Here is a 26,781-nt window from a genome sequence, read left to right on the forward strand (position 1 = left end):
GCAACGGGGGAGGGGGACCGCGAAGCGGTGGAGGGGGCGCTCACGAGGTCCTCAACACTCCACCCGGTTCACCGACAGCCCCACGGCCAGACCCCCCATCGAGGTCTCCTTGTAGATCTCGTTCATGTCCTCGCCGGTGCGCTTCATCGTGGCGATGACTTTATCCAGAGACACCGAGTGCTGGCCGTCGCCCAGCAGGGCTAGGCGGGCGGCGTCGATGGCCTTGATGGCGCCCATGGCGTTGCGTTCGATGCAGGGGATCTGGACCAGGCCGCCGATCGGGTCGCAGGTGAGGCCGAGGTTGTGCTCCATGCCGATCTCGGCGGCGTTCTCGATCTGGGCGTTGGTCCCGCCCAGCGCAGCCGCCAGGCCCGCCGCCGCCATCGAACAGGCCACGCCCACCTCGCCCTGGCAGCCGACCTCGGCGCCGCTGATCGAGGCGTTGCGCTTGTAGAGCGCGCCGATCGCCGCGGCCGTCAGCAGGAAGGTCCGCACCTGCTCGGGCGAGCCGTTGTGGAAGCGGACGAAGAACCGCAGCACCGCCGGGATCAGCCCGGCCGCGCCGTTGGTCGGGGCGGTGACGACGCGGCCGCCGGCGGCGTTCTCCTCGTTGACCGCCATGGCCCACAGGTTGACGAAGTCCATGGCCGCCAAGGGATCGCTGATCTGGCGCTCCATCCGGCCCTGGATGGTCTGGTGGATCTGCCGGGCGCGGCGCTTGACGGTCAGGCCGCCGGGCAGGACCCCGTCCTGGCGCATGCCGCGATCGATGCAGGCCTCCATGGCCCCGAAGACGCGGTCGAGCCCGGCGTTCATCTCGCCTTCGCTCATCCGCGCCTGCTCATTGGCGGCCATGACCTGGGCGATGGTCAGCTTGGCCCCCTCGGCGCGTTCCAGCAGGTCGGCCGAGCTCTCGAACGGGTAGGGGACGGCGGGGCCGTCCTCGGGCGGGGTGTTGCGGCCCATCTCGCTCTCGTCACGGACGAAGCCGCCGCCGATCGAGAAATAGGTCCGCTCGGCCAGCGGCGCGCCGGCCTTATCATAGGCCACGAAGGTCAGGCCGTTGGGATGCTGCGGCAGCCGTTCGTGGCCCAGCCAGACGATGTCCTTGGCCTCGTCGAAGGCGATGTCGACCTCGCCGCCCAGCTTCAGCGACTGGTTGGCCTGCACGTCCAAAAGCGCCGCCTCGCCCGCGTCGGGATCAAGGTCGGCGGGGATGAAACCCAGCAGGCCCAGGATCACCGCGCGGTCGGTGGCGTGGCCACGCCCGGTCAGGGCCAGGGACGCGTAGAGGCGCGTTTCGACCCTTGCGATCTTCTCCAGGTCGCCCGCCGCCCGCAGCCGCGCCACGAACAGCCCGGCCGCTGTCATCGGCCCCATGGTGTGGCTGCTCGACGGGCCGACGCCGAGTTTGAAGAGGTCGAAGACGGAGGTGGTCATGGGGTGCTTCGCGTCAAAATAAACTTGTCATCCCGGCCGCAGCGAAGCGGAGAGCCGGGACCCAGGGGCAACCGCGGTGCGCCGGCCCTGGGTCCCGGATAGCCTCTACGAGGCTTCCGGGATGACAAGAAAAGTTAGGCCTACTTCCGCTGCGCCGCCGTGGCGTCGCGCAGGGCCTTGAACTCCGAGCCGGCCTGCCACTGCGGCCAGACGCGGCTGTTGGCGAGGTCGGCGCCGATCTCGTAGACGAGGCCGATATCGGCGGCCTGGCCGGTGAGATCCCAGTCGGGCGACCATTCGTCGGCCGGCTGGTGGTAGCGCTTCTCGACGTAGTCATCTTCGGCCTTCTGACCGGCTTCCTTGCCGCCGTTGACGAGGTCCGTGCCCGAGCCGATCGAGATGGCCGGCACGCCGCGCTTGGCGAACGGGAAGTGGTCCGAGCGGTAGAAGTGGCCGGCCTGCGGGACCGGATCGGGCGAGAAGTAGCGGCCCTTGGCCGTGGCCTTGGCGACCAGCATGTCCTGCAGATCAACCTTGCCGTCGCCCGAGGTGGTGACGTCCTTGGCCGGACCGGCGGCCGACAGGGCGTCGATGTTGATGTCGCCGACCGTCGTGGCCAGCGGGAACAGCGGATTGGCGCTGTAGTACTCCGAGCCCAGCAGGCCCTTCTCCTCGGCGGTCACGGCCAGGAACAGGATCGAGCGCTGCGGGGCGGGCTGGCTCTTGAAGGCGCGGGCCAGCTCCAGCAGGGCGGCGATGCCATCGGCGTTGTCGACCGCGCCGTTGTAGATCTTGTCGCCACGCGCGTCCGGGGCGCCGACGCCGAGGTGGTCCCAGTGGCCGCTATAGATGATGGTCTCGTCCGGATACTTGGTCCCGACGATGCGGCCGGCGATGTTCTTGGAGACGATCGTCTCGTGCTTGACCTTGTAGTCGGCCGAGAAGGTCGCGCCGGTCAGCGTGACCGGCTTGAAGTCGCGGGTCTGGGCCTGCTTCTTCAGGGCCTCGAAATCGAGGCCGGCCTGCTTGAAGAGGTCGACGGCGACGTCGCGCTGGATCCAGGCCTCCATCGACGGGTGCGACTTGGCCGGCTCCTTGCGGACGATGTCGAACATCACGTTGGTGTTGGAGTTCTTGACCGTGTTCCAGCCGTACGAGGCCGGGGCGGTCTCGTGGACGATCAGCACGCCGGCGGCGCCCTGGCGGGCGGCCTCCTCGTACTTGTAGGTCCAGCGGCCGTAATAGGTCATGGCCTTGCCGCCGAAATCACCCGAACCGGTCTCGAAGTCCGGATCGTTGATCAGCACGACCAGGATCTTGCCCTTCAGGTCCATGCCCTTGAAGTCGTCCCAGTTCCGCTCAGGGGCCTTGACGCCATAGCCGACGAAGACCAGCGGGGCGTCCTTGATCGAGACGGCGTCGACATTGGTCATGGCCGCGCGGATCGCGACCTGCTCGCCTTGGGTCAGGGCTTGAGCCTTGCCGCCGACGGTGACGCTGGCGGCGACCGGGCCGTCGATCTGGAACTTGCCCAGCGGCACGTCCTGGGTCCAGGCGCGCTTGCCGTCCTTCTGCACGTCGCCGGCGGGCGTGAGGCCGATGGCCTTCATCTGGTCGGTGATGTAGGCGACCGTCTTCTTCTCGCCTTCGGTGGCGGGCCCGCGGCCCTCGAACGCGTCCGATGACAGCACCTTGATGTGGGCCGAGAGCTTGGCGGGGTCGATCTTGGGCGCGTCGGCGGCGTGCCCCAGCATGGGCGCGGCGAGAAGGGCGGTGGCGAGCAGCAGGCGTTTCATCGCAACTCCATCCGGGAGCAAATTTTGTCGTCGAGCGGGGGAACGTAGCTGGCGTTTTTGAAGGTCGCCAGCGCTACTTGCCCCCACCTGACCGCTTCGCGGTCGTCCGCCCCCGGAGGGGGCGGAAGGCGCGCGTCCTTCTTCCCCCTCCGGGGGAGGAGCGCGAAGCGCGGAGGGGGTGAGTCAGGAACTCACCCGTCGCCCATCCACCGCCCACCGCTCCAGCCGCGTCCCGTCCCAGACGTGCAGGGCGTCGTAGAGGTTGATGGTCGGGTCGCAGTGGCCGGGCTGCAGCCAGACGACCTCGCCGACCTTGGGCGCGTCGGCGGGCCAGGCGCGGGACGGGTCGGCGTCGGCGCCGGCGACGGCCTTGTCGAAGCCCAGGGGCGAGCCGCCCGAGGCCTTGAGCACGTCGAAGGTCGCGGGGTGGGCGATCATGCCGTGCTCGTCGCCCATCGGCCGCCACAGCGAGCCGGGCGCCGCGCCGGAAACCACCCGGGCCGGAGGGCCGTCCATCGACATCGCCTTGAAGCCCGCGTCGCAGACGACGTGGCTCTTGTGGCGGGCCGAGACGATGGTCGAGGCCACGAACAGGGACGGCTCGAACGGCCAGTCGCCGCCGCCCGGGGCGCCGCAGACGTCGTACTCAACGTCCATCACCGCGTACGAGCCGGCCTGCAGTTCGGTGAAGACTCCCGAGGCCAGGTCGAAGGCGTGGGTGCCGGTGCCGCCGCCCGTCACCACCGGCGGCGGCAGACCCGCGGCGGTAAGTTCGGCGACCAGGGCCTTCAGGGTGGCGAAGGCGGCCTCGTCGGCGCTCTTCCGCACCGCGCCGTCGTCCAGATGCTGCAGGTGGCCCAGATAGGCCTGGATCCCGCCAAAGCGCAGGCCGGGCGCGGCGTCGGCGGCGCGGGCCAGGGCCAGGGCCTCGTGCGGATAGACCCCGGCGCGGTGGGTGCCGAGGTCGAGGTCGATCACGACGTCCAGCGTGACGCCGGCGGCGACGGCGGCGTCCGAGAGCCGGTCGACCTGCCCCTCGTCATCGACGACCGCGCCGATCGTCACGCCCATGGGGATCCCGGTCCTGGCCAGGGCCGCCAGGCGCGGCGGGCCCCAGGCCGGGACGGGCGCGGTGACCAGCACGTCCTTGATCCCGCCGGCCACGTAAGCCTCGGCCTCGCCCACCGTCTGGCAACAGAGACCCACGGCGCCGCGCGCGACGATCAGCCGGCCGAGTGTGGAGCACTTGTGAGTCTTGCCGTGGGCGCGGAGCCGGACCCCGGCCGCGTCGCAGAGGGCCTGCATGCGGTCGATGTTGCGCTCGAGGGCGGCGCGGTCGACGACGAGGAGCGGCGTCTGGGGGAGGGCGGTCGCGGGCGGCAGGTTCATGGGGCTTCCTCTTTTTCGAAGACCCTAGCGCCACCACCGTCACGCGGCTACGCCGCGCGCCACCTCCCCCGCTTCGCGGGTGAGGAGGAGTTCCATCCTCCCCCGAGCAACGGGGGAGGTGGCCCGGAGGGCCGGAGGGGGCGCTTAGAGTTCGCCCCGCAGCACGCTGGCGAACAAGCCCGGATCGACATTGCCGCCCGACAGCACGATCGCGGCCATCTTGCCCTTGAGGTCCACCTTGCCCGTCAGCGCCGCGGCCAGGGCCACGCAGCCGCCGGGCTCGACGACCAGCTTCAGCACCGAGAAGGCGTAGCGCATGGCCTCGGCGACCTCGGGATCGGTGACGGCGACGCCGCCGGCGAGGTTCTTCTGGTTGATCGGCCAGGTCAGCTCGCCGGGGATCGGGGTCAGCAGGGCGTCGCAGAACGAGCGGGCGTCCTTGTCGATGGTCTCGCGCTGGCCGCTCTCCAGCGAGCGCCGGGTCTCGTCGAAGCCCGCCGGCTCCACGCCCCAGATCTCGGTGGCCGGGGACAGGGCCTTCACCGCCGTCGAGGTCCCCGCCATCAGCCCGCCGCCGCCGACGCAGCAGACCAGGATGTCGAGCTTGGCGCCGCGCGCGGCGGCCTGCTCGACGATCTCGATCCCCAGCGTGCCTTGACCGGCGATGATGTGCGGATCGTCATACGAGGGGACCACGACGCAGCCGCGCTCGGCGGCGATCTGGTCGGCGATGGCGACGCGGTCCTCGGTGAAGCGGTCGTAGAACCGGATCTCGGCGCCGAACCCGCGCGTCCCCTCGACCTTCACCGCCGGCGAGTCGCTGGGCATCACGATCAGGGCCGGGCAGCCGACCAGCTTGGCCGCCAGGGCCACGCCCTGGGCGTGGTTGCCGGACGAGAAGGCCACGACCCCGCGCGCCTTCTCGTCGTCGGTCAGCTGGCTGAGACGGTTATAGGCGCCCCGGAACTTGAAGGCCCCGGCGCGCTGCAGCGTCTCGGGCTTGAGAAAGATCCGGCCGCCCAGGCGCTCGTTCAGCGCCGGACTCTCGATCAGCGGCGTTTCGACGGCTAGGCCCTTCAGGCGTTGGGCGGCGGCTTGGATGTCGGCGAGGGTGATGCTCATGCGGCGAAGTTCTACGGGCGCGCCGCTAGCTTTTGAAGCCTTGCGCCCCATTTGAACGTCCACGCGGCGTTGTCGCCTGCAAGGTTTCGAAACCCTTTGCGAGCTTCGCCGTTCACGACATAAGAGCCGTCGGGGGCTCAGATCAGGACGACTCGATGAAGACCGCCAACTTGGCCTCCGCGGCCTGCCTTACGCTCGGGGCCGCCGGGCTGGCTTTCGCCGCGCCCGCCGCCGCCGGAGAGGCTTTCGTCGGCGTCTACAAGCACGACGTCACCTTCATCGGTAAGGCCGTGGGTCTGGGCGCCGCCGGCCGCGAGGACGGATACGACGTCCACCTGGGCTATCGCACCGACAAGATCGAAAGCCTTGGCTGGCTGGGCAAGCCGCAGGCCCATGCGATGGTCTCGATCAACAGCGAGAACACCTCCAACTTCGCCGCCGCCGGCCTGAACTGGAAGATCGATTTCGGCCAGCCGGGCGGGTTCTACCTGCGGCCGGGCATGGGCCTGGCCTATACCGACGGCAAGGCCAAGCTGCCGCCCGCCAACGCGCCAAACATCAGCGACGAGGAACGCGCTCGCCGCACCTATCTCTACTATCACCGCATCGAATTCGGCTCGCGCGTGCTGTTCGAGCCGGAGCTGGCGCTGGGCTATCAGGTCAGCGACCGCGTGTCGGTGGAGCTCAGCTACACCCACCTGTCGAACGGCCAGATCTTCCACCAGGGCAAGAACCAGGGGCTTGACGACGCAGGGGTTCGGCTGGTTTACGCCTTCTGACTTCGCGACGGGCCGATTTGACGGCTGGCGTGACGCCGCCCAAAACTGATTGAACGCTCGGGGTCGAGTCCTGTCGAAGGACCTCGCGGCGTCACCCGGCAGGCGACAAGGCATATCTCAACCATGGCCAACGTGACCGTTGTCGGCGCCCAGTGGGGCGACGAGGGCAAGGGCAAGATCGTCGACTGGCTCAGCAACCGCGCCGACGTCGTGGTGCGCTTCCAGGGCGGCCACAACGCCGGCCACACGCTGGTGGTCGACGGCAAGGTCTACAAGCTGGCGCTGCTGCCCTCGGGCGTGGTGCAGGGCAAGCTGTCGGTGATCGGCAACGGCGTCGTCGTCGACCCGTGGCACCTGCTGACCGAGATCGACAAGATCGCCGACCAGGGCGTGGCCATCACGCCCGAGCTGCTGATCCTGGCCGACAACGCCTGCCTGATCCTGCCGCTGCACCGCGACCTCGATCAGGCGCGCGAGGCCGCCTCGACCCAGAAGATCGGCACCACCGGCCGCGGCATCGGCCCGGCCTATGAGGACAAGGTCGGCCGCCGCGCCATCCGCGTCGCCGACCTGGCCGATCCGGAAGCCCTGAAGCCCAAGATCGACCGCCTGCTGGCCCACCACGGCGCCCTGCGTCGCGGCCTAGGCCTGCCCGAGGCGAGCGCGCAGGAGCTGTTCGACGCCCTGATGGCGCTGGCGCCGCGCATCCTGTCCTACGCCCAGCCGGCCTGGCGGGTGCTGGACCAGGCCCACAAGGCCGGCCGCCGCATCCTGTTCGAAGGCGCGCAAGGCTCGCTGCTGGACGTCGACCACGGCACCTATCCCTTTGTGACCTCGTCCAATACGGCGGCGGGCCAGGCCTCGGCCGGTTCGGGCATGGGTCCGTCGGCGACCGGCTATGTGCTGGGCATCGTCAAGGCCTACACCACCCGCGTCGGCGAAGGCCCGTTCCCGGCCGAGCTGTTCGACGAGGTCGGCAAGCACCTGTCGACCGTCGGCCGCGAGGTCGGCGTCAATACCGGCCGCGCCCGCCGCTGCGGCTGGTTCGACTCGGTGCTGGTGCGCCAGTCGGTGGCCATCAACGGCATCCACGGCGTGGCCTTGACCAAGCTGGACGTGCTGGACGGCCTGGAGACCCTGAAGATCTGCGTCGGCTACAAGATCGGCGACAAGGTCCTCGACTATCTGCCCGCCGGCCTGCGCGACCAGGCCGCCGCCACGCCGGTCTACGAGGAGCTGGAAGGCTGGAGCGAAAGCACCGCCGGCGCCCGCTCGTTCAAGGACCTCAACGCCAAGGCCATCAAGTATGTCCGCCGCGTCGAGGAGCTGATCGGCGCGCCGGTCGCCTTGCTGTCGACCAGCCCGGAGCGCGACGACACCATTCTCATGCGCGATCCCTTCCAGGGATAGCCTGGCCTGACGCGCCATCCCTGGAAGGGGAGGGCGCGTCAGCAAACGCCGTGGAAGGCTTCCCGCGCGGCAAAGCTTGGTGAGCCTTCGCGCCCAGGATTCTCCTGGATTGCCTTGGGCGGTTGTTCGTTGACCATCGTGGCCCCGTGCTCACTGAAACACGCATCGGCGCCGTCGGACGATGTCCGTCCACGAACGGAACGGACCGTTGGATGAATCCTGTTATGGTCCAGCCAGTGGCGATCCAGGGGGCGGCGTTTGGGCCTTAGTGAGCTTCTCAACGACGGGATCGATGGCGCCTCGCTGGAGATGAGCCGACGCGGAATGGCGGGCCGGCTGGTCATGACCACCCTGGTCGGCGTTCTGCTGGCCTATGCCTTCGGTCCCTACGCCCTGCTGCCCTGGATCGTCGTCAACGCGGGGCTGGAAGGCCTGCTGCTGCTGATCAAGGCCCAGTTCCGTCCCGCCTCGGAGCGGCGCTTTCCGATGATCCGACGCCTCGGGCCCGGCATGGCGTTCAGCGTGACGTGGTCGATCACGGCTTGCCTGCTTTGGATCCACGGTTCGGCGGGCCTGAAGTTCGCCGCCCTGATGGTCATGTTCGGCCTGCTGATCGAAGGGCTGAAATACGCCGTGGTCAGCCGCGCGCTGCTCCTGGCCTTGGCGCCGCCGCCGTTCGCCGCGCTGATCTTCGCCGCCGTGACGTCACAGCACTGGCAGGGCTGGGAGTACGTGGTCCTGGCGGTGGTGATGGTCGGCGTCCTCAGCTTCTCCATGGACGCCGTCCGCCTGCTGCGCGCCAACGCCCAGGCGCTGGAGGAAGCCCAGGCGGAGGCCCAGGAGGCCAGTCGCTCCAAGTCCGCCTTCGTGGCGATGATGAGCCATGAGCTGCGGACGCCGATGAACGGCGTTCTGGGCCTGGCGCACGCGCTGAGCACGACCCGGCTGGACGTCCGGCAGGCCGAGTATGTCGACATGATCATCCAGTCGGGCGACGGCCTGATGACCATCCTCAACGACATTCTCGACCTGTCGAAGATCGAGGCGGGCAAGCTGGAGCTGGAGATCGCGCCGTTCGACATCCGCGCGCTCGCCGGCCAGATCCGGCTGCTCTGGAGCGAGACGGCGCGGGGCAAGGGCGTCGAGTTGGCGCTGGAGGTCGATCCCGCCACGCCGGCCTGGCTGCTGGGCGACGCCGCGCGCGTGCGCCAGATCCTGATGAACCTGGTGTCCAACGCCCTCAAGTTCACCTTGGCCGGCCGCGTCGTGATCGGCGTCGCGCCGGCGGAGGGCGAGATCGTCCTGTCGGTCACCGACACGGGCGTCGGCCTGACCGCCGAGCAGCGGGCGCGGCTGTTCGCGCCCTTCGCCCAGGGCGACCGCTCGACGGCCCGACGCTTCGGCGGCACCGGCCTGGGCCTGGCGATCTGCCGCCATCTCGCCGAGCTGATGGGCGGCGCGATCGGCGTCGAGAGCGAGCCCGGCGTGGGATCGACCTTCACCGTCCGCCTGGCCTTGCCGACGGCGGCCGCGCCCTTGGCGGAGGAAGACGCGCCGGCGACGGCGCTCGGTCTGGCCGGGCTGCGGGTGCTGGTGGTCGACGACAACACCGTCAACCAGGTGGTCGCCCGCGCCGTGCTGGAGGCGGTCGGGATCGAGGTCGCCGCCGTGGGCGACGGCCGCGCCGCGCTGGCCCGCCTGGGCGCCGAGCCCTTCGACATGGTGCTGATGGATGTCCACATGCCCGTGATGGACGGCGTCGAGGCGGTCCGTCGGATCCGGGCGGGCGAGGGCGGGCGGATCGACATGCCCGTCATCGCCCTGACCGCCGACGCCATGGTCGGCGACGCCGAGCGCCTGATGGCCCAAGGCTTCGACGACGCCCATCCCAAGCCGATCGCGCCCGCGGGCCTTCTGGCCACGGTGGCGCGGCTGTCGTCGGCCGGGGCGGCCTGAACCGTTCGGTTTCCGGAGACCCGTTCGGTCAGGCTTTGTTAGCGCGCAGGCGCGTAAGACGCTGGCACGTTCTAAGGGTTAGAAAGAGAGCCTGTTCATCCGTTTCTGATGTTTTCATCGGAAACTGACGGCTCTCGAGTGTTCCGAGGGAAGTCGTGTCCGCCATCGCGCCCCGTCGCAAAACCAAGCCCATCAATGCGGCTGACCGCCTGGCGCGCAGCCTGCGGGCCCTGGCCCATACCGGCTCGACCAGCCGGGTGCTGAACCTGGTGGAGATCGAGGCCAAGAGCGGTCACCGCCCCGAATACGCCGAGCATCCGCTGTTTCGGAACCGCATCCTCAACAGCGCCCTGATCCTCAAGCACCGCGTGCGCAACGACGATGTCTACCTGTTCGACGAAGTCCGCCCGCTGGCGACCAAGATCATCATCCCGTTCGACCGTTCGGACCTGGGCCTGGGCGGCCGGTCGGTGTTCGTCGGCCAGCGGGGCTGGATCGAGATGCTCGCCGACGCGTGCAACGCCTCGGGCCGACTGACCCGCGACCTCACCGTGCTGAACGCCATCGACGCGCTGCCCTCGCTGGATCCCTTCCTGCTGCGCGAGCACCTGCGCCAGCACGACCTGACCGTCGCGCACTGCTACTTCACGCTGTCACCGGCCGACTACGACGCCATGCAGGGCTTCGTCGGCATGGAGATCGGTCATCTGATCGAGCTGGCCTTTGGCGACCACGGCGGGTCGCGACGCGCTCAGTCCGGACGGATGGTCGAGGCGCTGCTGGCGGCGGACTTCGGCGAGCGCCTGTCGCCTCTGCGCCAGACCCTCGGCATGGAAGGCCACAGCTTCAAGGACGGCGTCTTCGCCTGGAAGGGCCTGCTCTACTACAAATGGATGCTGACCCGGCTGTGGCCGCGTCTGACCGAGATCTGCGACGAGCTTGGCCGTCTGGAGGTCACGGGGCTGCGCGACGAGGCGGACGAGCGCTACGTGGCCGTGGCCCGGCGCAGGCTGCAGGGAGCGCTCCCCGTCGAACGCCACGCGATCCTGCGCACGCTGAAGATCTACGACGACGCCTTCGAGCAGTTGGTTCACAACCGCCGGCCGCAGGCGTTCCGTGACTTCCTGCTGGGCGCGCCGGAGCTGTTCCTGAACCTCGGCGAGCGGGTCGGCGCGATCGCGCACGTCGCCAGCTATTGGCGCTACCGCTTTCCCGAAGGCCAGCCCCTGACGGCCGGCGCGGAGGAGGCGATCGACATCCTGCAGGACTTCGAGACCAGCCTGGCCATCCCCCTCCACCCCTGAAGCGACGCCCGGGCGGCTTGGCGAGCGGAATCTTAACGTTCCGCGCCTAGGGTCGCTGTCCTTATCAGGGAGCCTCGGGTCTGGTGTTCGACGGCAACGTCCGCACTCTCCAACGTGTCGCCGCCAAGGTGCAGCGGGTTCTGGTCGTCGATCCGAACCCCGCCATGGCGCGCCTGCTGGCCGAGCACATGCGTCCGCTGGGCGCTGTCGAGATGTTCGCCGCCCCGACCGCCGAGAAGGGCTACGCGATGGCCCGCGCGGTCGATCCGCAGCTGATCTTCGTCGAGCACGCCCAGTCGGGCGTCGACGGCCTGGCCTTCACCCGCAAGATCCGCCGCAGCGATCTGGTCTGCCGCGAGGCGCCGATCATCATGTGCGCCGCCGACGCCACCGCCGACATCATCTTCGGCGCCCGCGACGCCGGCGTGCACGAGTTCATGCGCAAGCCGTTCAACATCAAGGATCTCGAGCGCCGCCTCGAGGCCGTGACCTTGAAGCCGCGCGACTGGATCGAGGGCGTGGGTTATGTCGGCCCCGATCGCCGCCGGTTCAATTCGGCCGACTATCGCGGACCCCGCAAGCGCAAGGCCGACGCCGCGGCCGACACGCCCGCCGCGCGCCTCTCGCAGGCGCTGCGCATCGTCAAGTCGGCCGCCGCGGCGCTGGACACCGATCCGGCCCAGGCCCGCCGCGCCCTGGCCGCCCAGGCCGAGGAGCTCCGTCGCGTGGGCGAGGCGGTCAAGGACAACCGCCTGCTGCAGGCCGCCGCCGCCCTGGCCACCTGCACCCAGGCCGACCTCGCCGGTCCTGGCGGCCGCGTCGACCTGGTCAAGCGCATCGACGCGCTGATGGGCTTCATGTCGCCGGAAGACAAGGGCCGGGCGGCGTAGAGCCGTCGGGGCGCTTAGACGGCTCGACAAAAAAAGGCGGCGCCCCGGTCAGGGCGCCGCCTTCTCTATCTGGCCTTGGCGGACGCCTTAGAACGCCATGCGCGCGGTTAGCTGCACCACCGGACCGGCCTTTTCCCGCTCCAGCTCGTACTCGTCGAACGAGCGGCCGCGCTGGTCGGCGATGGTGGTGAACTTGTTGAAGGTTTCCTTCTTGTCGGCGTCGAGCAGGTTCGAGCCGGTCAGGCGCACGACCATGGTCTTGCCGATGCGCTTCTCGATGAAGGCCTCGAGGTCGGCGCCATAGGTGGTGGTCACCTCCTCGCCGACGACGCGGCTATAGGCCTCGCCCTGCTTGCGATAGGTCATGCCGAAGGCGGCGCCGAACGCTGGGATGTCCTGGATGAAGCCGACGTTGAACACCGACTCCGCCTGGCTGTTGAAGCGACGCTTGCCGAACTCGTCCTTCACCTCGCTGTCGAGGTAGGAGTAGTTCAGGAACACCCCGGTGTTGTCCAAGCCGATGAACGACAGCGGCGTCGAGAGGTCGAACTCGATCCCGTACACCTTGCCGTCGCCGGTGTTGCGGGCCGAGTACAGCCAGGTCACGTCGTCCGGCGGATCGTTGGCCGAGCCGGGCGCGCCGGTGTTGTAGATCTCGATCAGGTCCTTGATGTCGCGATAGAACAGGTTGACGCCGAACACGCCGTCGCGACCCATGCGGCGCTCGTAGCCGACGTCGACGCCCCAGGCCTTTTCCGGCTCCAGGGTCGGGTCGCCGCGGAAGTCGTTGTCGCCGAGTTCTTCTTCGAGCGTCACCGGCGACAGATATTCAAAGCCGGCCCGGCGGACGGTGCGGGCCATCGAGGCGTAGATCTGGTCGACGCCGGTCAGGTTGTAGCGGATCGAGGCCGACGGCAGCAGGACGCTGTAGTCCTTGTCGGTCTTTTCGTTGATCACGAAGTCCTGGACCGTGACGTCGGTCGTCTCGTAGCGCAGGCCCGCTTCCCACTTCAGGCCGTTCGAGCGGCCCGACAGCATCACGTAGGGGTCGATGCGGGTCTGTTCCAACCGCGCCTTGCTAGTGATGTCGAACGGCTTGTAGGCCGGCGGGGTCGCGGCCGGCAGGTTGTAGCGGTTGCGCGGAACCTCGCTGACGCGCGAGTCGCGGCGCTTGCCTTCGTACTGGACGCCGAACTCCAGGTCGGTCCCCGCGGCCAGCTCGCGCTTGTGCTCCAGCTTGGCGCTGACTTCATCGTCGGTGATGCGCGTCTTGGCGCGGTCGCCGGTGAAGCGATCGCCGTCCGGGAACGGCGTGGAGTCGCGCAGATATTCGGTCTCGTACTCGAACTCGTACTCATCGTTCTGGAACGCGGCGTAGCCCAGCTTGATGCTGGTCTCGCCGCCGGCCATCGGGAACTTGTACTTGCCGTTCAGCGCGTAGCTGTCTTGCTGGATGTCGACGTTGTTGTCGTTGATGGTCAGGAGGTTGGCGGCGGTCTCGACGCCATTCCTGTACTCGATCGAGTCTTCGTTCTGATAGCGATCGGTGTGGACGTAGAACCCGTTCACCGACAGCTGGCCCGGGCCGACTGGGACGTCGTAGGCGATGTTGAACGAGCTGTCCGTGCCGTTGCGCACGTCGGTCTGGACCTCGTTGTTGTTCAGGCTGGCGCCCGGCTCGTCATAGCGGAGGCTGAGCTTTTCCTTGGGGTTGCGGCGGCCTTGGACGTTGGCCCCGATCAGCAGCCGGCCGGGGCCGACCTGGCCGCCCCACACCGCGCCGATGACCTCGCGCACGCGCTTGTCGTCGAAGCGAAGGGCGCCGACGCGGACATAGCCGCCGTCCAGCGCCAGAGCGTCGCGCAGGACGATGTTGAGGGCGCCGGCCACCGCGTCGCCGCTACGGTTGGCGCTGTTGCTACGCACGATCTCGATGTGGTCGATCAGTTCGGCCGGAATGCGGTCGACGAAGAAGGCCTGGTCGGCGCCGGCGCCGAACGCGCCCGAGCTGGAGCCCGAGCCTGGGACCTTTTCGCCATTGATCAGGATCTGGGTGTAGGCCGGGTCGAGGCCGCGCAGGCGCACGCCGTCCGACTCCAGCACGTCCGACAGGAACGACACGCTGGGCACGCGCTTCAGCGCGTCGCCGACGGTCAGCGGCTCGAAGCGCTGGAAGTAGTCGAGGCCGTAGTCGAGAACCGGCGCGGTCGATTCGCTGCGGTTGCGATAGGCGATCTTGGCCTGCACCACGACCGCGGAGGCCAGGGTCGGCTCGTCGGCGGTGGCGATCGGCGCGTCGGCCGGCGCGCTATCCGGCGCGGCGCTGACGGCCGACGCCAGGGCCAGCGGCGCGAACGCCGCCAGCGCGAAGAGCATGGTCTTCTTCATCCTAATCCCCTTGTTGGCCGCGCGCTCTTGAGCAGGCGCGCCTGGACAGCCCTAGGGGTCGGCATAGTTTTGGGACGCGATGTTTCGCTGACGCTTTTGTTGCAGAATCTTGAAGGCGCCCGGCTACCGCTTGCCCGCCGGGCGCGCCAGCCAATGGCGCAGCGCGCCGTTGACGGGGCCTGGGGCCTCCATGGGCGCCATGTGGCCGGTGTCGGGGATCACCACCAGGTGCGTGCAGCCGATGGCGGCGGCCATGGCCCTATGACCCTCGGCCGGGGTGATCTGGTCGTTCTCGCCGACGATGATCACCAGCGGGACCCGCAGCGCCCTCAGCGCCGCCTCGCCGTCCTCGCGCTCCAGGCTGTTCTGACGCAGGAAGACCTCGCGGCCCAGGCGTTGGGTCATGTCGACGATGCGGCCGGTGAGCTCTGCGTCGTCCAGGCGCGAGGCGTCGATATAGCTCTTCATGATCGCCTGGCCGATGCCCAGGAACGTGCCGCCCTTGGCCGCGGCCTTGTTCAGCGCCTGACGCTGGGCGGCGCGCTGGGGCGTGTCGACATGGATCGAGGTGTCCAGCAGGGCCAGGCGCTCGATGCGCTCCGGCGCGATCCGGGCGATGTCCTGGGCGACGTAGCCGCCCATCGAGAAACCGGCCAGGGCGAAGGTCGGCTCGGCGCCCGCCAGCACATGCTCGGCCATCTCGCGGATGGTGGCGTAGGGCGTCAGGTCCGGAACCCAGACCCGCGCGACGTCGGAAAGGCCGCTGATCTGGTCACGCCATAGCTCGGCGTCGTTCAGCAGGCCGGGGAGGAGGATCAGTTGGGGGAGGTGGGAGGGCATAACTCGCTCATAACCCATAAATCTCCGTCATTCCCGCCCTTGTGGCGGGAACCCCTCTCTCCGCCGCAAGGGCGGGAGGGGCGGACCGCTGGCGGTCCGCTTGCGTCTCTTGTGTCAGCTGAACCAGGGGTTCCCGCCACAAGGGCGGGAATGACGGATGGTGCTGGAAATGACGGCGGAAACAAAAAGGGCGCTCCGAGGAGCGCCCTTTCGTCTTAATGCGGTGAACCGAAGCCTCAGGCCTCGACCATGTTCTTGGCGATCGCCGCCTCGCGCATGGTCTTCTGCAGCTTTTCGAACGCCCGGACCTCGATCTGGCGAACCCGCTCGCGGCTGACGCCGTACTGGGCGGCGAGTTCTTCCAGGGTGGTCGGGTCGTCCTTCAGGCGGCGTTCGGTCAGGATGTGGCGCTCGCGGTCGGTCAGTTCGACCATCGCCTCTTCCAGAAGCGACATCCGCAGCGACTTTTCCTCGTCCTCGGCGACCCGGGTCTCCTGGGAGACCTGTTCCTCGTCGGCCAGCCAATCCTGCCACTCGCTCTCGCTGTCCGAACGCAGAGGCGCGTTCAGCGAGGCGTCGGGGCCCGACAGGCGGCGGTTCATCGAGATGACCTCGCTGTCCAGCACGCCCAGCTTGGTGGCGATGGCGCTGACCTGTTCAGGGCGCAGGTCGCCTTCCTGGAAGGCGGCGATCTGGCTCTTGGCCTTGCGCAGGTTGAAGAACAGCTTCTTCTGCGCGGCGGTCGTGCCCATCTTCACCAGCGACCACGAGCGCAGGATGTATTCCTGGATCGAGGCGCGGATCCACCACATGGCGTAGGTGGCCAGGCGGAAGCCCTTGTCGGGCTCGAACTTCTTGACCGCCTGCATCAGGCCGACATTGCCTTCGGAGATCACTTCGCCGATCGGCAGGCCATAGCCGCGATAGCCCATGGCGATCTTGGCCACGAGGCGCAGGTGCGACGTCACCATCTTGTGGGCGGCTTGCGGGTCCTGATGCTCTTTCCAGCGCTGGGCGAGCATGAACTCTTCGTCCTTGCTCAGCATCGGGAACTTGCGGATCTCGGTTAGGTAACGAGACAGGCCGCCGTCCGGCGACATCACCGATAGAGAATTCACGGCCATCGTACTTATATCCCCTTGCGTGCGGATCCGCTCGCCAATCGCGCGCGATCATCCCCCACACGAGGGGATAGATAGTTCGCGAAACGACGGGTGGAAGAGCGGTAACGCATTTGTAATGTCCGAGTTGCCTGCTTGGGTATTGTACGAATGCGGCGACAGTTTGGACGCGTGGCTTTCGTAAGGGAAAGAGGGCTTGAGATGATCCGCTTCGTTCTTCGCATCCTGATCGCCGCCGCCGGCCTCTGGCTGGCCGCGCGCATCGTGCCGGGCGTCACCGCCGACGGCTGGACGACGCTGATCATCGCCGGTTTCCTGCTGGGTGTCGTCAATGCGGTGGTGCGGCCGGTGGTCACGGTGCTGACCTTCCCCCTGACCCTCGTCACGCTGGGGCTGTTCCTGCTGGTCGTGAACGCGGCGATGATCGGGATCGTGGACTGGCTGCTGGACGGCCTTCGCGTCCCGGGCCTGTGGGCGGGGATCCAGGTCGCGATCGTGACGGGCGTCGTCAGCTGGATCGGCCAGGCGTTCCTGGGCGAGGCGCGGGCGGAGCGGGACTAGAAGGCCCCAGCAGCCCCAGGCGCCGTTTTGCGTGATTTCGCCAAGATCACGGTAAACAGGCCTGCAAACACTGTGACATGGCCATGAAGATTTCGCGAAATGATCCCTCGAGAGCACGTCCATTAGCGCGGCGTTAGCCGAGAAATGGTCCTTCGCCGCCTGTAGTGGAGGCGTATGTATGTTCACTTTGCGGGACACGGTTTCTTCGCTGGCGCCGGCGCGCCAGGACGATTTGGGCAGGACGCTGTACGAGCGTTTTCGCGAGGAGCCGGACACCCTGATCGTGCCGGTGGTCGATGGCGAGGATCGGCCGATCGGCATCGTCGAGCGCAACGCCTTCTTCCTCCGCATGGCGGCTGAGTATGGCCGCGCCCTCTACGCCAATCGGCCGATTTCGGCCCTGATGGATAGCGAGCCGCTGATCGTCGACGCCGACACCGAACTCTCCGAGTTCACCACCGATAGTCTCTCTTATCGCGCCTCGGACCTGCTGCGGGGCTTCATCGTCACCGAACGCGAGCGCTATCTCGGGGTTGGCACCGTGCTGGCCCTGCTGCAGGCCAGCAACGAGACCAACCGTCGGGGCGTGGCCCAGATCGCGCGGCTGGCCCACTACGACCCGCTGACCGACCTGCCCAACCGGGTGCTGTTCCAGAAGTCGCTGACCGAGGCCCTGGCCCGCAGGGCGCGCAAGGGCGACCAGCTGGCGGTGCATTTCATCGATCTCGATCGCTTCAAGACCGTCAACGACACCCTGGGCCATCCGCTGGGCGATGCTCTGCTGCGCGAGGCGGCCGAGCGGTTGCGACGCTGCGTGCGCGAGGGCGACACCGTCGCGCGCCTGGGCGGCGACGAGTTCGCGGTGGTGCAGACGGGGCTGACGGACATGGCCGGCGCCACGCGCCTGGCCGCCCGCATCGTCACGGCCATGGCCGCGCCGTTCGACCTGGCGGGTCACCAGGTGGTGATCGGCGCCAGCGTCGGCGTCTCGGCCGCGCCCTACGACGGCGAGGACGTCGACGAACTGCTGAAGAAGGCCGACATGGCCCTCTACCGCGCCAAGGGCGACGGCCGGGGCGCTTTCCACTTCTTCGAGCAGGCCATGGACGAACAGCTGCAGGCGCGTCGGGCGCTGGAGCTGGACCTGCGCCGCGCGCTGCAGGACGGCGAGTTCGAGCTGTTCTACCAACCGCTCTATCACCTGGGCGACGAGCGGGTGACGGGCTGCGAGGCGCTGCTGCGCTGGCGCCATCCCGAGCGCGGCATGGTCTCGCCCGCCGACTTCATTCCCCTGGCCGAGGAGATCGGCCTGATCGTGCCGTTGGGCGACTGGGTGCTGCGCGCCGCCTGCGCCGAGGCCGCCCGCTGGCCCGACCATGTGCGGCTGGCCGTGAACCTGTCGCCGGCCCAGTTCCGCGACCGCAGCCTGGTCGCCACGGTCGTCTCGGCCCTGGCGACCTCGGGCCTGCCCGCTCAGCGCCTGGAGCTGGAGATCACCGAGTCGGTCCTCCTGCAGGACAACGCGGCCAACATGACCATGCTGCACGACCTGAAGGCGCTGGGCGTGCGGATCTCGATGGACGACTTCGGCACGGGCTACAGCTCGCTGAGCTATCTGCGCAGCTTCCCGTTCGACAAGATCAAGATCGACCAGACCTTCGTCCGCGACATCCTGCACGACAGCGACGCCCTGGCGATCATCAAGGCGGTGCTGGACCTCGGCGCCTCGATGGGCGTCACCACCACGGCCGAGGGCGTCGAGACCCAGGCCCAGCTGGACGCCCTGCGCGGCCAGGGCTGCGCCGAGATCCAGGGCTACTTCATCAGCCGCCCGGCGCCGGCGGACGAGATCGCGAAGATGCTGGGGGCTGAGGGGGAGCGCCAGAGCGCCCCCTCCGTCTCGCCGCAAAGCGGCGATCCACCTTCCCCGCAGGCGGGGGAGGATGGGATGTCATCTTCCTCACCCGTAGCGGAGCGTACGGGGGAGGTGTCGCGCGGCGCGGCCGCGTGACGGAGGGGGCGCTTAGGACGCCACCCGCTTCAGCGCCGCGCCCAGCTCTTCCACCATCTCCGACGTCGTGGCCCACGAGCACATGAAGCGCACCGTGCCGTCCAGGAAGCGGTAGACGAACCAGCCTTCGCCGCGCAGGCGCTCCAGGGTGGGTTCGTCCATCTCGACGAAGACGCCGTTGGCCTCGACCGGGTGCTTGATCGGAAAGGGCATCAGGCCGGCCAGCTTTTGGGCCATGGCGTTGGCGTGGGCGGCGCGGGCGGCCCAAGGCCCCGCGCCGCCGTCCTCGCCCAGCAGGCCCAGCCACGGAGCGGCCAGGAAGCGGCCCTTCGACACCAGCTGGCCGGCATGCTTGAGACGCGCATCCAGGCGGCGGGCGTGGGCGGGATTCAGGAACACCACGGCCTCGGTCGGGGTCGAGCCGGCCTTTGTGCCGCCCATGACCAGGATATCGACGCCCATCTTCGCCACGCTCTTCAGGTCGAAACCAGCGGCCGCCGCGTTGGCCAGCCGCGCGCCGTCCAGGTGGACGCCGTAGCCCTTGGCCTTCACCGGCGCGACGAGGGCTCGCAGGTGCTGCTCCGAATAGACCGTGCCGTACTCGGTGGCGGTGGTCAGGGAGAGGGCGTTGGCCGGCTGGTTGTACGACACTTCGGGCCTGGCCAGCGCCGCCTCCAGCGCCGCGACCTCGATCTTGCCCGAGGCGCCCGGCAGGCCGATCAAGCCGACGCCCTGGCCGAAGAAGCCGGGGGCGCCGGTCTCGTCGGTGCAGATGTGGGCGTGCTCGTGGGCCAGAACCGCTTCGTGCGGCTGGGCCAGCAGGGTGAGCGCGAAGGCGTTGGCGGCCGTGCCCGAGGCGGTGAACCGGACCTCGGCGTCGGCGTCCAGCAGGGCGCGGATGCGGTCGCCGGCGGCGCGGCTGACGTGGTCGGTCCCGTAGCCCGAGGCCGTCCCGGCGTTGGCGGCGACCAGGGCCTCCATCACCTCGGGCATGGCGCCGGCGACGTTGTCGGACGCGAAATCGTAGCGGGCCATGGCGACGCGGACTCCTGGATACGGGCCGCGCCCGCATGCCACGACGAAAGAGGCCCGTCCAGAATCTCCCTTCCCCCTTGATGGGGGAAGGGCGGGGATGGGGGTGACTGCCGCGCTGACCGCCCGCGTGACGTCTACCGCCGCATCACCCCACCCCTACCCCTCCCCATCAAGGGGAAGGGAGCTCGCGCGCCCACGCCCGTACGTCCTCGACGAACAGCCCTGGCTCCTCCATCGCCGCGAAGTGGCCGCCGCGCGGCATCTCGCTCCAGCGCGTGATGTTGTAGGCCCGGTCCGCCCACGAGCGGGGCGGGGGCTTGTAGATGCTCTCGCCGGGGAAGTTGGCGAAGGCGGTCGGCGTCTCGCAGCGCTGCCCCTCGGCCAGCACCGGCCCGCCTTCCTCCAGCAGGGCGCGATAGTACCAGGCGCCGGTCGTGAAGCTGCCGGTCATGACGTAGATCATGACGTTGGTCAGCAGCTGGTCGCGCGTGAACACCTGCTCGAAGGGCTTGGTCGACAGGTCCGCCCAGTCGTGGAAGCGCTCCAGGATCCAGGCGGCCTGGCCGACCGGGTTGTTCGCGCCCAGCCAGGCGACGGACTGCGGCTTGCTGGCCTGCAGGCGGAAATAGGCGCCCCACAGGTCCATCTGGGCGCCGAAGCCGGTGATCCAGGCGATCTCCTCCGGCGTCTGGGGCGGGCCCGCGGGGCGCAGGCCGATCATGTTCAGGTGGATGGCCTTGGCGTGGGCGCCGTGATCGAGGCCCAGCCACGAGGTGACCAGCCCGCCCCAGTCGCCGCCTTGAGCGAGGTAGGTATCGTAGCCCAGCTCTTGCGTCATCAGGGTGTTGAACAGCCGCGCCGTTGCGCGCTGGCCCAGCGGCCGCTTGGGCTTGCCCGAGAAGCCGAAGCCCGGCAGCGACGGGATGACCAGGTCGAAGGCGTCGGCCGGATCGCCGCCGTGGCGCGAGGGGAAGGCCAGCGGCTCGATGGCGTCCCAGAACTCGAAATGGCTGCCCGGCCAGCCGTGGGTGATCAAGAGCGGGCGTTTGCCCTTCGCCTCGCCGACCACGTGGACGAAGTGGATGTCGAGGTCCTCGATCGTCGCGGTGAACTGCGGGAAGCGGTTGAGGTTGACCTGGACCGCGCCGACGTCGAAGCCGTCGGTCCAGTAGCCGCAGAGGTCCTTCAGGAAATCGGCGTCGCAGCCATAGCCCCAACCGCCGCCCTCTGGGGCGGGCGGGAACTCGTAGGCGCGGACCTGGCCCAGGACCTTGTCGACCTGGTCGCGGGTCCAGTTCACCTCGAACGGCGTCGCCATGGCGGCCTCCCTGTTTTGCGGGAGGGTCCTTCGATTTCCCCGACGGAGGTCAAATCAAACTGTGTCATCCCGGCCGCAGCGCAGCGGAGAGCCGGGACCCAGGGGGTGCGGGAACTCAGCGCTTGTCGCCCCTGGGTCCCGGATAGCCTCTGCGAGGCTTCCGGGATGACACGGAAATTGGGAGGTCAAGCCGCCGTGGCGAACCGCATGCGCACCTTCGGCCACAGCATGTTGACCGCCAGGCCGGTCAGCACCAGGGCCGCGGCGATCAGCTTCCAGGCGGGCAGGGCCTCGTGCAGCAAGAGGGCCGAGGCGCCCATGCCGAACACGGGGACCAGCAGGGCCATCGGGGTGATGGTGGCGGCCGGGTGGCGGGCCAAGAGCCAGCCCCAGGCGGCGTAGCCGAACATGGTGTTGCCCACCGCCTGCCAGGCGACGGCCGCCCAGGTCAGGGCGTCGGCCTGGGTCACGCCCTTGACGATGGCCGGCCAGCCCTCCAGCCACAGCGACATCGCGAAGAGCGGCGGGATCGAGAACAGGCTGGCCCAGACCACATAGGCCAGCATGTTCACCGTCCCAGCCTGGCGCGCGACGATGTTGCCGCCCGACCAACTGGCGGCCGCCAACAGCACCAGGACGACGCCGAGCGGCGTCGCCGAGCCGCCGCCGTGCGCGGCGATCAGCACGATGCCTGAGGCGGCGAGGAGGAGGGCGGCGATCTGGAAGGGCTTGATCGGCTCGCGATTGATCCGCATCGCCATGCCGATCGTGAAGAACACCTGGGTCTGCACGACCAGCGAGGCCAGGCCCGGCGAGATGTGGCCCTTCATGGCCACGAACAGCAGCCCGAACTGCCCCGCGCCGATCAGCACGCCATAGGCCGCGAGGTTGGCCCAGGAGACCGGCGGGCGCTTGACGAAGAACGCCATTGGCAACAGCACCAGGGTGAAGCGCAGGGTGGCGAACAGCAGCGGCGGCAGGTGATCCAGGCCCACGCGGATGACCACGAAGTTCGTGCCCCACACCGCCACCACGGCCAGGGCCAGCAGGAAGTGGCGCAAGGGCAGGGACGCGTGGGACATGGGCGCTCCGTCGGCGGGGATGGCTTGGATTGCTACGTCGGACGCCTCCGAGCAATGGAAACATTGTCCTCGTGACAATGCTTGCCGACGAACGCGCGTTTGACGCTTTTCGCGCCTCCGCCTAGCCTCCCCGACAAACAGGGAGAGAACGCCATGGGCTGGGACCTGCTGGTCGCCAAGGACGACTTGCGCCGCGCCGAGATCCGCGAGACCGCGTCCGCGCCGCTGACCGACGGCGAGGTGCGGCTGGCGATCGAGAGCTTCGCCCTGACCGCCAACAACATCACCTACGCCGTGTTCGGCGAGATGATGCGGTACTGGGACTTCTTCCCGGCGCCGGAGGGCTTTGGCCGGGTGCCGGTCTGGGGGCACGCGCGGGTCGAGGCCAGCGCCCATCCCGAGATCGCCGTGGGCCAGCGGTTCTACGGCTACTGGCCGATGTCGACGCACCTGACGGTTCAGGCGAGGGCGGGCAAGTCCGGCTTCCTCGACGCCGCCCCGCATCGTCAGCCGATGGCCGTGATCTACAACCAGTACGCCGTCGTCGGGGCCGAGGAGCCGCTGGAGGCCTATCGCGCCCTGCTGCAGCCCTTGTTCATGACCTCGTTCCTGATCGAGGACCAGCTGGACGAGGCCAGCTTCCACGGCGCGGCCAGCGTGGTGCTGTCCAGCGCCTCGTCCAAGACCGCCATCGCCCTGGCGGCGCTGCTGAAGCGGCGCGGCGGCGTCAAGGTCGTCGGCCTGACCTCGCCCCGCAACAAGGCCTTCGTCGAGGGGCTCGGGTTCTACGATCAGGTGGTCCTCTACGACGACATCGCCAGCGCGCCGATCGCGACGCCCGCGGTGTTCGTCGACTTCGCCGGCGACAGCCAGGTGCTGGGCGCGGTGCACCGCCGGTTCGGCGATGACCTGAAGGCCTCGATCCTGGTCGGCGGCACGCACTGGGAGGTCCCGCGCGAACAGGCGCAGCTGCCGGGCCCGACGCCGGCCTTCTTCTTCGCCCCCGACCGAATCGCCAAGCGTCGCCAGGACTGGGCGGGCGGCGCGTTCGAGCAACGCTACGGCGCGGCCTGGACGCCCTTCGTCGCCGACGCGGCGCGGTGGTTGACGGTGAAGGAAGGGCGAGGCCCCGAAGCGATCCGCGCGGCCTATCTGGAGCAGGTCGACGGCGGGGCCGCGCCGGACGTGGGCGTGGTGCTGCGGCCTTAGGGCGCAAGAGCGCGCCCTCCGTCACGGCGCGTATCCGCCCGCGCCACCTCCCCCGTTTTACGGGTGAGGAGGAAGCGGCTCCATCCTCCCTCGCGAAGCGGGGGAGGTGGATCGCTGCGGATACGCAGCGAGACGGAGGGGGCGCAAACCCCAAACAAAAACGCCCGCCCTGGTCTCCCGGGGCGGGCGTCTTCGTCTTAGGGGCAGCCCCGCCTCAGATCAGCGAGCCGTGGCACTGCTTGAACTTCTTGCCCGAGCCGCAGGGGCAGGGGGCGTTGCGGTTGGTGCGTTCCCAGTCTTCGGGCAGGGCCGAGACCGGCAAGCCCTGGCGCTGTTCGGGCGACAGGCCGTCCGGGATGGCGCCGGCCACGGCCGCGTTCTCGCCGGTCAGCGGGTCGAGGTGGACTTCCTGCAGGCCTTCCAGCGACTGGTGCGGAAGCTCCGGCTCGGCGTAGGCGATCTCGACCGTCATCAGCCAGCGGGTGGTGTTGGTGCGCAGGTCGCCCAGCAGCTTCTCGAACAGCGAGAAGGCCTCGGTCTTGTACTCGTTCAGCGGATCGCGCTGGCCGTAGCCGCGCAGGCCGATGACGTTGCGCAGGTGGTCCAGGTGCATCAGGTGCTCGCGCCACTGCAGATCGATCATCTGCAGCAGGAAGTTCTTTTCGACCTGGCGCATCTGCTCGGGCGTGATGATCACCTCGCGCTGGGCGGCGTACTCGTCGGCCGCCTTGGTGATGCGATCCTTGATCTCCTCGTCGGCGATGCCCTCTTCCGCGGCCCACGCCGCGATGGGGAGATCCAGGCCCAGGATCGACTTCGCGCGCTCGGTCAGGCCCTCGACGTCCCACTGCTCGGCATAGGCCTTGGGCGGCAGGTGGCGGGCGACCAGGTCGTCGATCGTGTCGTGACGCATCTCGACGATGATGTCGGAGAGGTCGCTGGACTCCATGAACTCCTGGCGCTGCTCGAACACGGCCTTGCGCTGGTCGTTGACGACGTCGTCGTACTTCAGGAGGTTCTTGCGGATCTCGTAGTTGCGCTGCTCGACGCGCTTTTGCGCCGTGGCGATGGCGTTGTTCAGCCACTTGTGGGTGATGGCCTCGCCTTCCTGGACGCCGAAGGTGCGCATGATCGCGTCCAGACGGTCGCCGGCGAAGATGCGCAGCAGATCGTCCTCGCACGACAGGAAGAACTTCGAGCGGCCCGGGTCGCCCTGACGGCCGGTGCGGCCGCGCAGCTGGTTGTCGATCCGGCGGCTTTCGTGGCGCTCGGTGCCCAGCACGAACAGGCCGCCGGCGTCCAGGGCCTGCTTCTTGCGGTCGGCGATCTCGGTTTCCAGACGGGCGCGCTCTTCGACCTCGTCCTCGTGGGTGATCTCGAGGCCCATGCCCTTCTGCTGCTGGCGCCAGTTGAACAGGCGCATGTCGATGCTGCCGCCCAGCTGGATGTCGGTGCCGCGGCCGGCCATGTTGGTGGCGATGGTCACCGCGCCGGGCACGCCCGCGTCGGCGACGATCACGGCTTCCTGCTCGTGGAAGCGGGCGTTCAGCACCTGGTGCGGGATGCCCTTCACCTTCTTGCCGTCCTTCTCGAAGGAGAAGTTCGTCAGCAGCTTGGACAGCTCTTCCGACTTCTCGATCGAGACGGTGCCGACCAGGATCGGCTGGCCGCGCACGTGGCAGTCGGCGATCTGCTTGAGGATGGCCTCGTTCTTCTCGCGCTCGGTGCGATAGACCTCATCGTCGTCGTCGATGCGCTGGATCGGACGGTTGGTCGGGATTTCCGACACGCCCATCTTGTAGATGTCGTCGAATTCCTGCGCCTCGGTCGAGGCCGTGCCGGTCATGCCCGACAGCTTCTTGTAGAGGCGGAAGTAGTTCTGGATCGTCACCGAGGCCAGGGTCTGGTTCTCGGGTTGGATGTCGGCGCCTTCCTTGGCCTCGATGGCTTGGTGCAGGCCTTCCGACAGGCGGCGGCCGGTCATCATGCGGCCGGTGAACTCGTCGATCAGGACGACCTCGCCGCCCTTGACGATATAGTCCTTGTCGCGCGTGTAGAGCACGTTGGCGCGCAGGGCCTGGTTGACGTGGTGCACCACCGAGACGTTGGCGGCGTCATAGAGACCGGCCGAATCCTCGGCCAGATGGCCGCCGGCCATCAGGATCTCCTCGATCCGCTCCTGGCCGTCCTCGGTCAGGATGACCTGCTTCTGCTTCTCGTCGTGGTCGTAGTTGGTCTTGTCCTTAATCAGCTCCTTAACCAGCACGTCGATGGTCTTGTAGAAGCTGCTGCGGTCCTCGGTCGGGCCCGAGATGATCAGCGGGGTGCGGGCCTCGTCGATCAGAATCGAGTCCACTTCGTCGACGATCGCGAAGTTGTGGCCGCGCTGGACCATCTCCGAGACGTCGTAGACGAGGTTGTCGCGCAGGTAGTCGAAGCCGAACTCGTTGTTGGTGCCGTAGGTGATGTCGCTGCGGTAGGCGCGCTGACGCTCACCCTGGGAGAGGCCGTTGACGATCACGCCGTAGGACAGGCCCAGGAAGTTGTAGACCTGACCCATCCAGTCGGCGTCGCGACGGGCCAGGTAGTCGTTGACGGTGATGACGTGGACGCCCTTGCCTTCCAGGGCGTTGAGGTAGGTCGGCAGGGTGGCGACCAGCGTCTTGCCTTCGCCGGTGCGCATTTCGGAGATGCCGGAGAAGTGCAGCACCATGCCGCCGACCATCTGCACGTCGAAGTGGCGCATGCCCAGCACGCGCTTGGAGGCTTCACGCACGACGGCGAAGGCCTCGTTCAGGATGTCGTCGAGAGTCTCGCCCTTTTCCAGACGCGCCTTGAACTCGGCGGTCTTGCCCTTCAGGGCTTCGTCGGAAAGCGCGCTGTATTCGGCTTCGTAGGCGTTGATCTTCGCCACGCGCGCGGCCAAGGCCTTGACCTTGCGTTCGTTGGAAGAGCCGAAGAGCTTTTTGGCGAAACCAAGCATGAAGAGGAAATCCGAAGCGATTATTATTGAAGCCGACGCAAAGGCTTTGTCGGCCTCGACCACGGGGGTTTTTCGGGGCGTGTTGACCGACGGAAAAACCGCTCGACTTGCACGCGCGCGAGACTTAAGCACCGGTCAAGGGCCTGT

20 protein-coding genes and 3 pseudogenes are annotated in these 26,781 nt (G+C 68.4%); 11 read left to right on the top strand and 12 right to left on the bottom strand.

Going from position 1 to position 26,781, the window contains the following annotated elements:
• Positions 1-51 precede the first annotated feature (51 nt).
• The gene (locus tag CSEG_RS04250; protein WP_013078025.1) at positions 52-1,440 is read right to left on the bottom strand and encodes an L-serine ammonia-lyase; all 1,389 of its coding nucleotides are present in this window, start codon (positions 1,438-1,440) and stop codon (positions 52-54) included.
• A 140-nt stretch (positions 1,441-1,580) separates the two neighbouring features.
• Positions 1,581-3,236, bottom strand: a complete 1,656-nt coding sequence (locus CSEG_RS04255; RefSeq protein ID WP_013078026.1) for a M28 family metallopeptidase — start codon at positions 3,234-3,236, stop codon at positions 1,581-1,583.
• Positions 3,237-3,340: 104 nt separating this feature from the next.
• Here CSEG_RS04255 and CSEG_RS23695 point away from each other — a divergent pair.
• Positions 3,341-3,418, top strand: a pseudogene (locus tag CSEG_RS23695) (hypothetical protein); the annotation flags it as partial.
• A gap of 1 nt (position 3,419) precedes the next feature.
• Here CSEG_RS23695 and CSEG_RS04260 read toward each other — a convergent pair.
• The gene (locus CSEG_RS04260) at positions 3,420-4,625 is read right to left on the bottom strand and encodes a DSD1 family PLP-dependent enzyme (protein WP_013078027.1); all 1,206 of its coding nucleotides are present in this window, start codon (positions 4,623-4,625) and stop codon (positions 3,420-3,422) included.
• Between the two features lie 144 nt (positions 4,626-4,769).
• Positions 4,770-5,747, bottom strand: coding sequence for a threonine ammonia-lyase (locus tag CSEG_RS04265; protein WP_041538181.1), 978 nt, complete (start codon positions 5,745-5,747; stop codon positions 4,770-4,772).
• 155 nt (positions 5,748-5,902) lie between these two features.
• Here CSEG_RS04265 and CSEG_RS04270 point away from each other — a divergent pair, with 155 nt between their 5' ends.
• The 5 genes from CSEG_RS04270 to CSEG_RS04290 all read left to right on the top strand — a co-directional run bounded on the left by CSEG_RS04270 (position 5,903) and on the right by CSEG_RS04290 (position 12,086).
• Positions 5,903-6,526: an acyloxyacyl hydrolase gene (locus CSEG_RS04270; RefSeq protein WP_013078029.1), complete on the top strand. Its 624-nt coding sequence runs from the start codon at positions 5,903-5,905 to the stop codon at positions 6,524-6,526.
• Between the two features lie 123 nt (positions 6,527-6,649).
• Complete coding sequence (locus CSEG_RS04275) at positions 6,650-7,936, top strand: adenylosuccinate synthase (RefSeq protein WP_013078030.1); 1,287 nt, start codon at positions 6,650-6,652, stop codon at positions 7,934-7,936.
• 309 nt (positions 7,937-8,245) lie between these two features.
• On the top strand, positions 8,246-9,892 hold the full coding sequence (locus tag CSEG_RS04280) for an ATP-binding protein (protein ID WP_227878884.1): 1,647 nt from the start codon (positions 8,246-8,248) through the stop codon (positions 9,890-9,892).
• 155 nt (positions 9,893-10,047) lie between these two features.
• On the top strand, positions 10,048-11,196 hold the full coding sequence (locus CSEG_RS04285; protein ID WP_013078032.1) for a hypothetical protein: 1,149 nt from the start codon (positions 10,048-10,050) through the stop codon (positions 11,194-11,196).
• Between the two features lie 83 nt (positions 11,197-11,279).
• Positions 11,280-12,086, top strand: coding sequence for a response regulator (locus CSEG_RS04290; RefSeq protein WP_013078033.1), 807 nt, complete (start codon positions 11,280-11,282; stop codon positions 12,084-12,086).
• An 87-nt stretch (positions 12,087-12,173) separates the two neighbouring features.
• On the opposite strand, the gene CSEG_RS04295 is transcribed toward CSEG_RS04290, so the two are convergent.
• Positions 12,174-14,474, bottom strand: a complete 2,301-nt coding sequence (locus CSEG_RS04295; RefSeq protein WP_041538182.1) for a TonB-dependent receptor plug domain-containing protein — start codon at positions 14,472-14,474, stop codon at positions 12,174-12,176.
• A gap of 123 nt (positions 14,475-14,597) precedes the next feature.
• On the bottom strand, positions 14,598-15,314 hold the full coding sequence (locus CSEG_RS04300; RefSeq protein ID WP_013078035.1) for an alpha/beta fold hydrolase: 717 nt from the start codon (positions 15,312-15,314) through the stop codon (positions 14,598-14,600).
• Here CSEG_RS04300 and CSEG_RS22810 point away from each other — a divergent pair.
• A pseudogene (locus CSEG_RS22810) lies at positions 15,294-15,476 on the top strand (hypothetical protein); the annotation flags it as partial. The gene CSEG_RS04300 and the pseudogene CSEG_RS22810 sit on opposite strands and share 21 nt — an antisense overlap.
• A gap of 74 nt (positions 15,477-15,550) precedes the next feature.
• On the opposite strand, the gene rpoH reads toward CSEG_RS22810, so the two are convergent.
• Both rpoH and CSEG_RS22455 read right to left on the bottom strand, forming a co-directional pair.
• Entirely contained in the window at positions 15,551-16,447 is an 897-nt protein-coding gene (rpoH, locus tag CSEG_RS04305; protein WP_082769603.1) for an RNA polymerase sigma factor RpoH, read from the bottom strand.
• Positions 16,444-16,548, bottom strand: a complete 105-nt coding sequence (locus CSEG_RS22455) for a hypothetical protein (protein WP_106907060.1) — start codon at positions 16,546-16,548, stop codon at positions 16,444-16,446. The genes rpoH and CSEG_RS22455 overlap by 4 nt, the downstream gene beginning before the upstream one ends.
• A gap of 88 nt (positions 16,549-16,636) precedes the next feature.
• Between CSEG_RS22455 and CSEG_RS04310 the strand changes: the two genes are divergently transcribed.
• Positions 16,637-16,996 (top strand): phage holin family protein, encoded by a 360-nt coding sequence (locus tag CSEG_RS04310; protein WP_013078037.1) that lies wholly within the window; start codon positions 16,637-16,639, stop codon positions 16,994-16,996.
• A gap of 178 nt (positions 16,997-17,174) precedes the next feature.
• Positions 17,175-19,007, top strand: a complete 1,833-nt coding sequence (locus CSEG_RS04315) for a putative bifunctional diguanylate cyclase/phosphodiesterase (protein ID WP_013078038.1) — start codon at positions 17,175-17,177, stop codon at positions 19,005-19,007.
• Between the two features lie 12 nt (positions 19,008-19,019).
• Here CSEG_RS04315 and CSEG_RS04320 read toward each other — a convergent pair whose 3' ends face one another.
• Entirely contained in the window at positions 19,020-20,042 is a 1,023-nt protein-coding gene (locus CSEG_RS04320; RefSeq protein ID WP_013078039.1) for a beta-eliminating lyase-related protein, read from the bottom strand.
• Positions 20,043-20,211: 169 nt separating this feature from the next.
• Positions 20,212-21,360: an epoxide hydrolase family protein gene (locus CSEG_RS04325; RefSeq protein WP_013078040.1), complete on the bottom strand. Its 1,149-nt coding sequence runs from the start codon at positions 21,358-21,360 to the stop codon at positions 20,212-20,214.
• Positions 21,361-21,413: 53 nt separating this feature from the next.
• Here CSEG_RS04325 and CSEG_RS23165 point away from each other — a divergent pair.
• Positions 21,414-21,503, top strand: a pseudogene (locus CSEG_RS23165) (hypothetical protein); the annotation flags it as partial.
• Between the two features lie 42 nt (positions 21,504-21,545).
• Here CSEG_RS23165 and CSEG_RS04330 read toward each other — a convergent pair.
• Positions 21,546-22,442 carry an EamA family transporter gene (locus CSEG_RS04330; RefSeq protein WP_013078041.1) on the bottom strand — a complete coding sequence of 299 codons (897 nt, stop codon included), beginning with the start codon at positions 22,440-22,442 and terminating at the stop codon, positions 21,546-21,548.
• Between the two features lie 153 nt (positions 22,443-22,595).
• Between CSEG_RS04330 and CSEG_RS04335 the strand changes: the two genes are divergently transcribed.
• Entirely contained in the window at positions 22,596-23,651 is a 1,056-nt protein-coding gene (locus tag CSEG_RS04335) for a DUF2855 family protein (RefSeq protein WP_013078042.1), read from the top strand.
• 214 nt (positions 23,652-23,865) lie between these two features.
• On the opposite strand, the gene secA is transcribed toward CSEG_RS04335, so the two are convergent.
• Entirely contained in the window at positions 23,866-26,634 is a 2,769-nt protein-coding gene (gene secA, locus CSEG_RS04340; protein ID WP_013078043.1) for a preprotein translocase subunit SecA, read from the bottom strand.
• Between the last annotated feature and the right edge of the window lie 147 nt (positions 26,635-26,781).

It is taken from the genome of Caulobacter segnis ATCC 21756 (assembly GCF_000092285.1).
GTDB lineage: Bacteria > Pseudomonadota > Alphaproteobacteria > Caulobacterales > Caulobacteraceae > Caulobacter > Caulobacter segnis.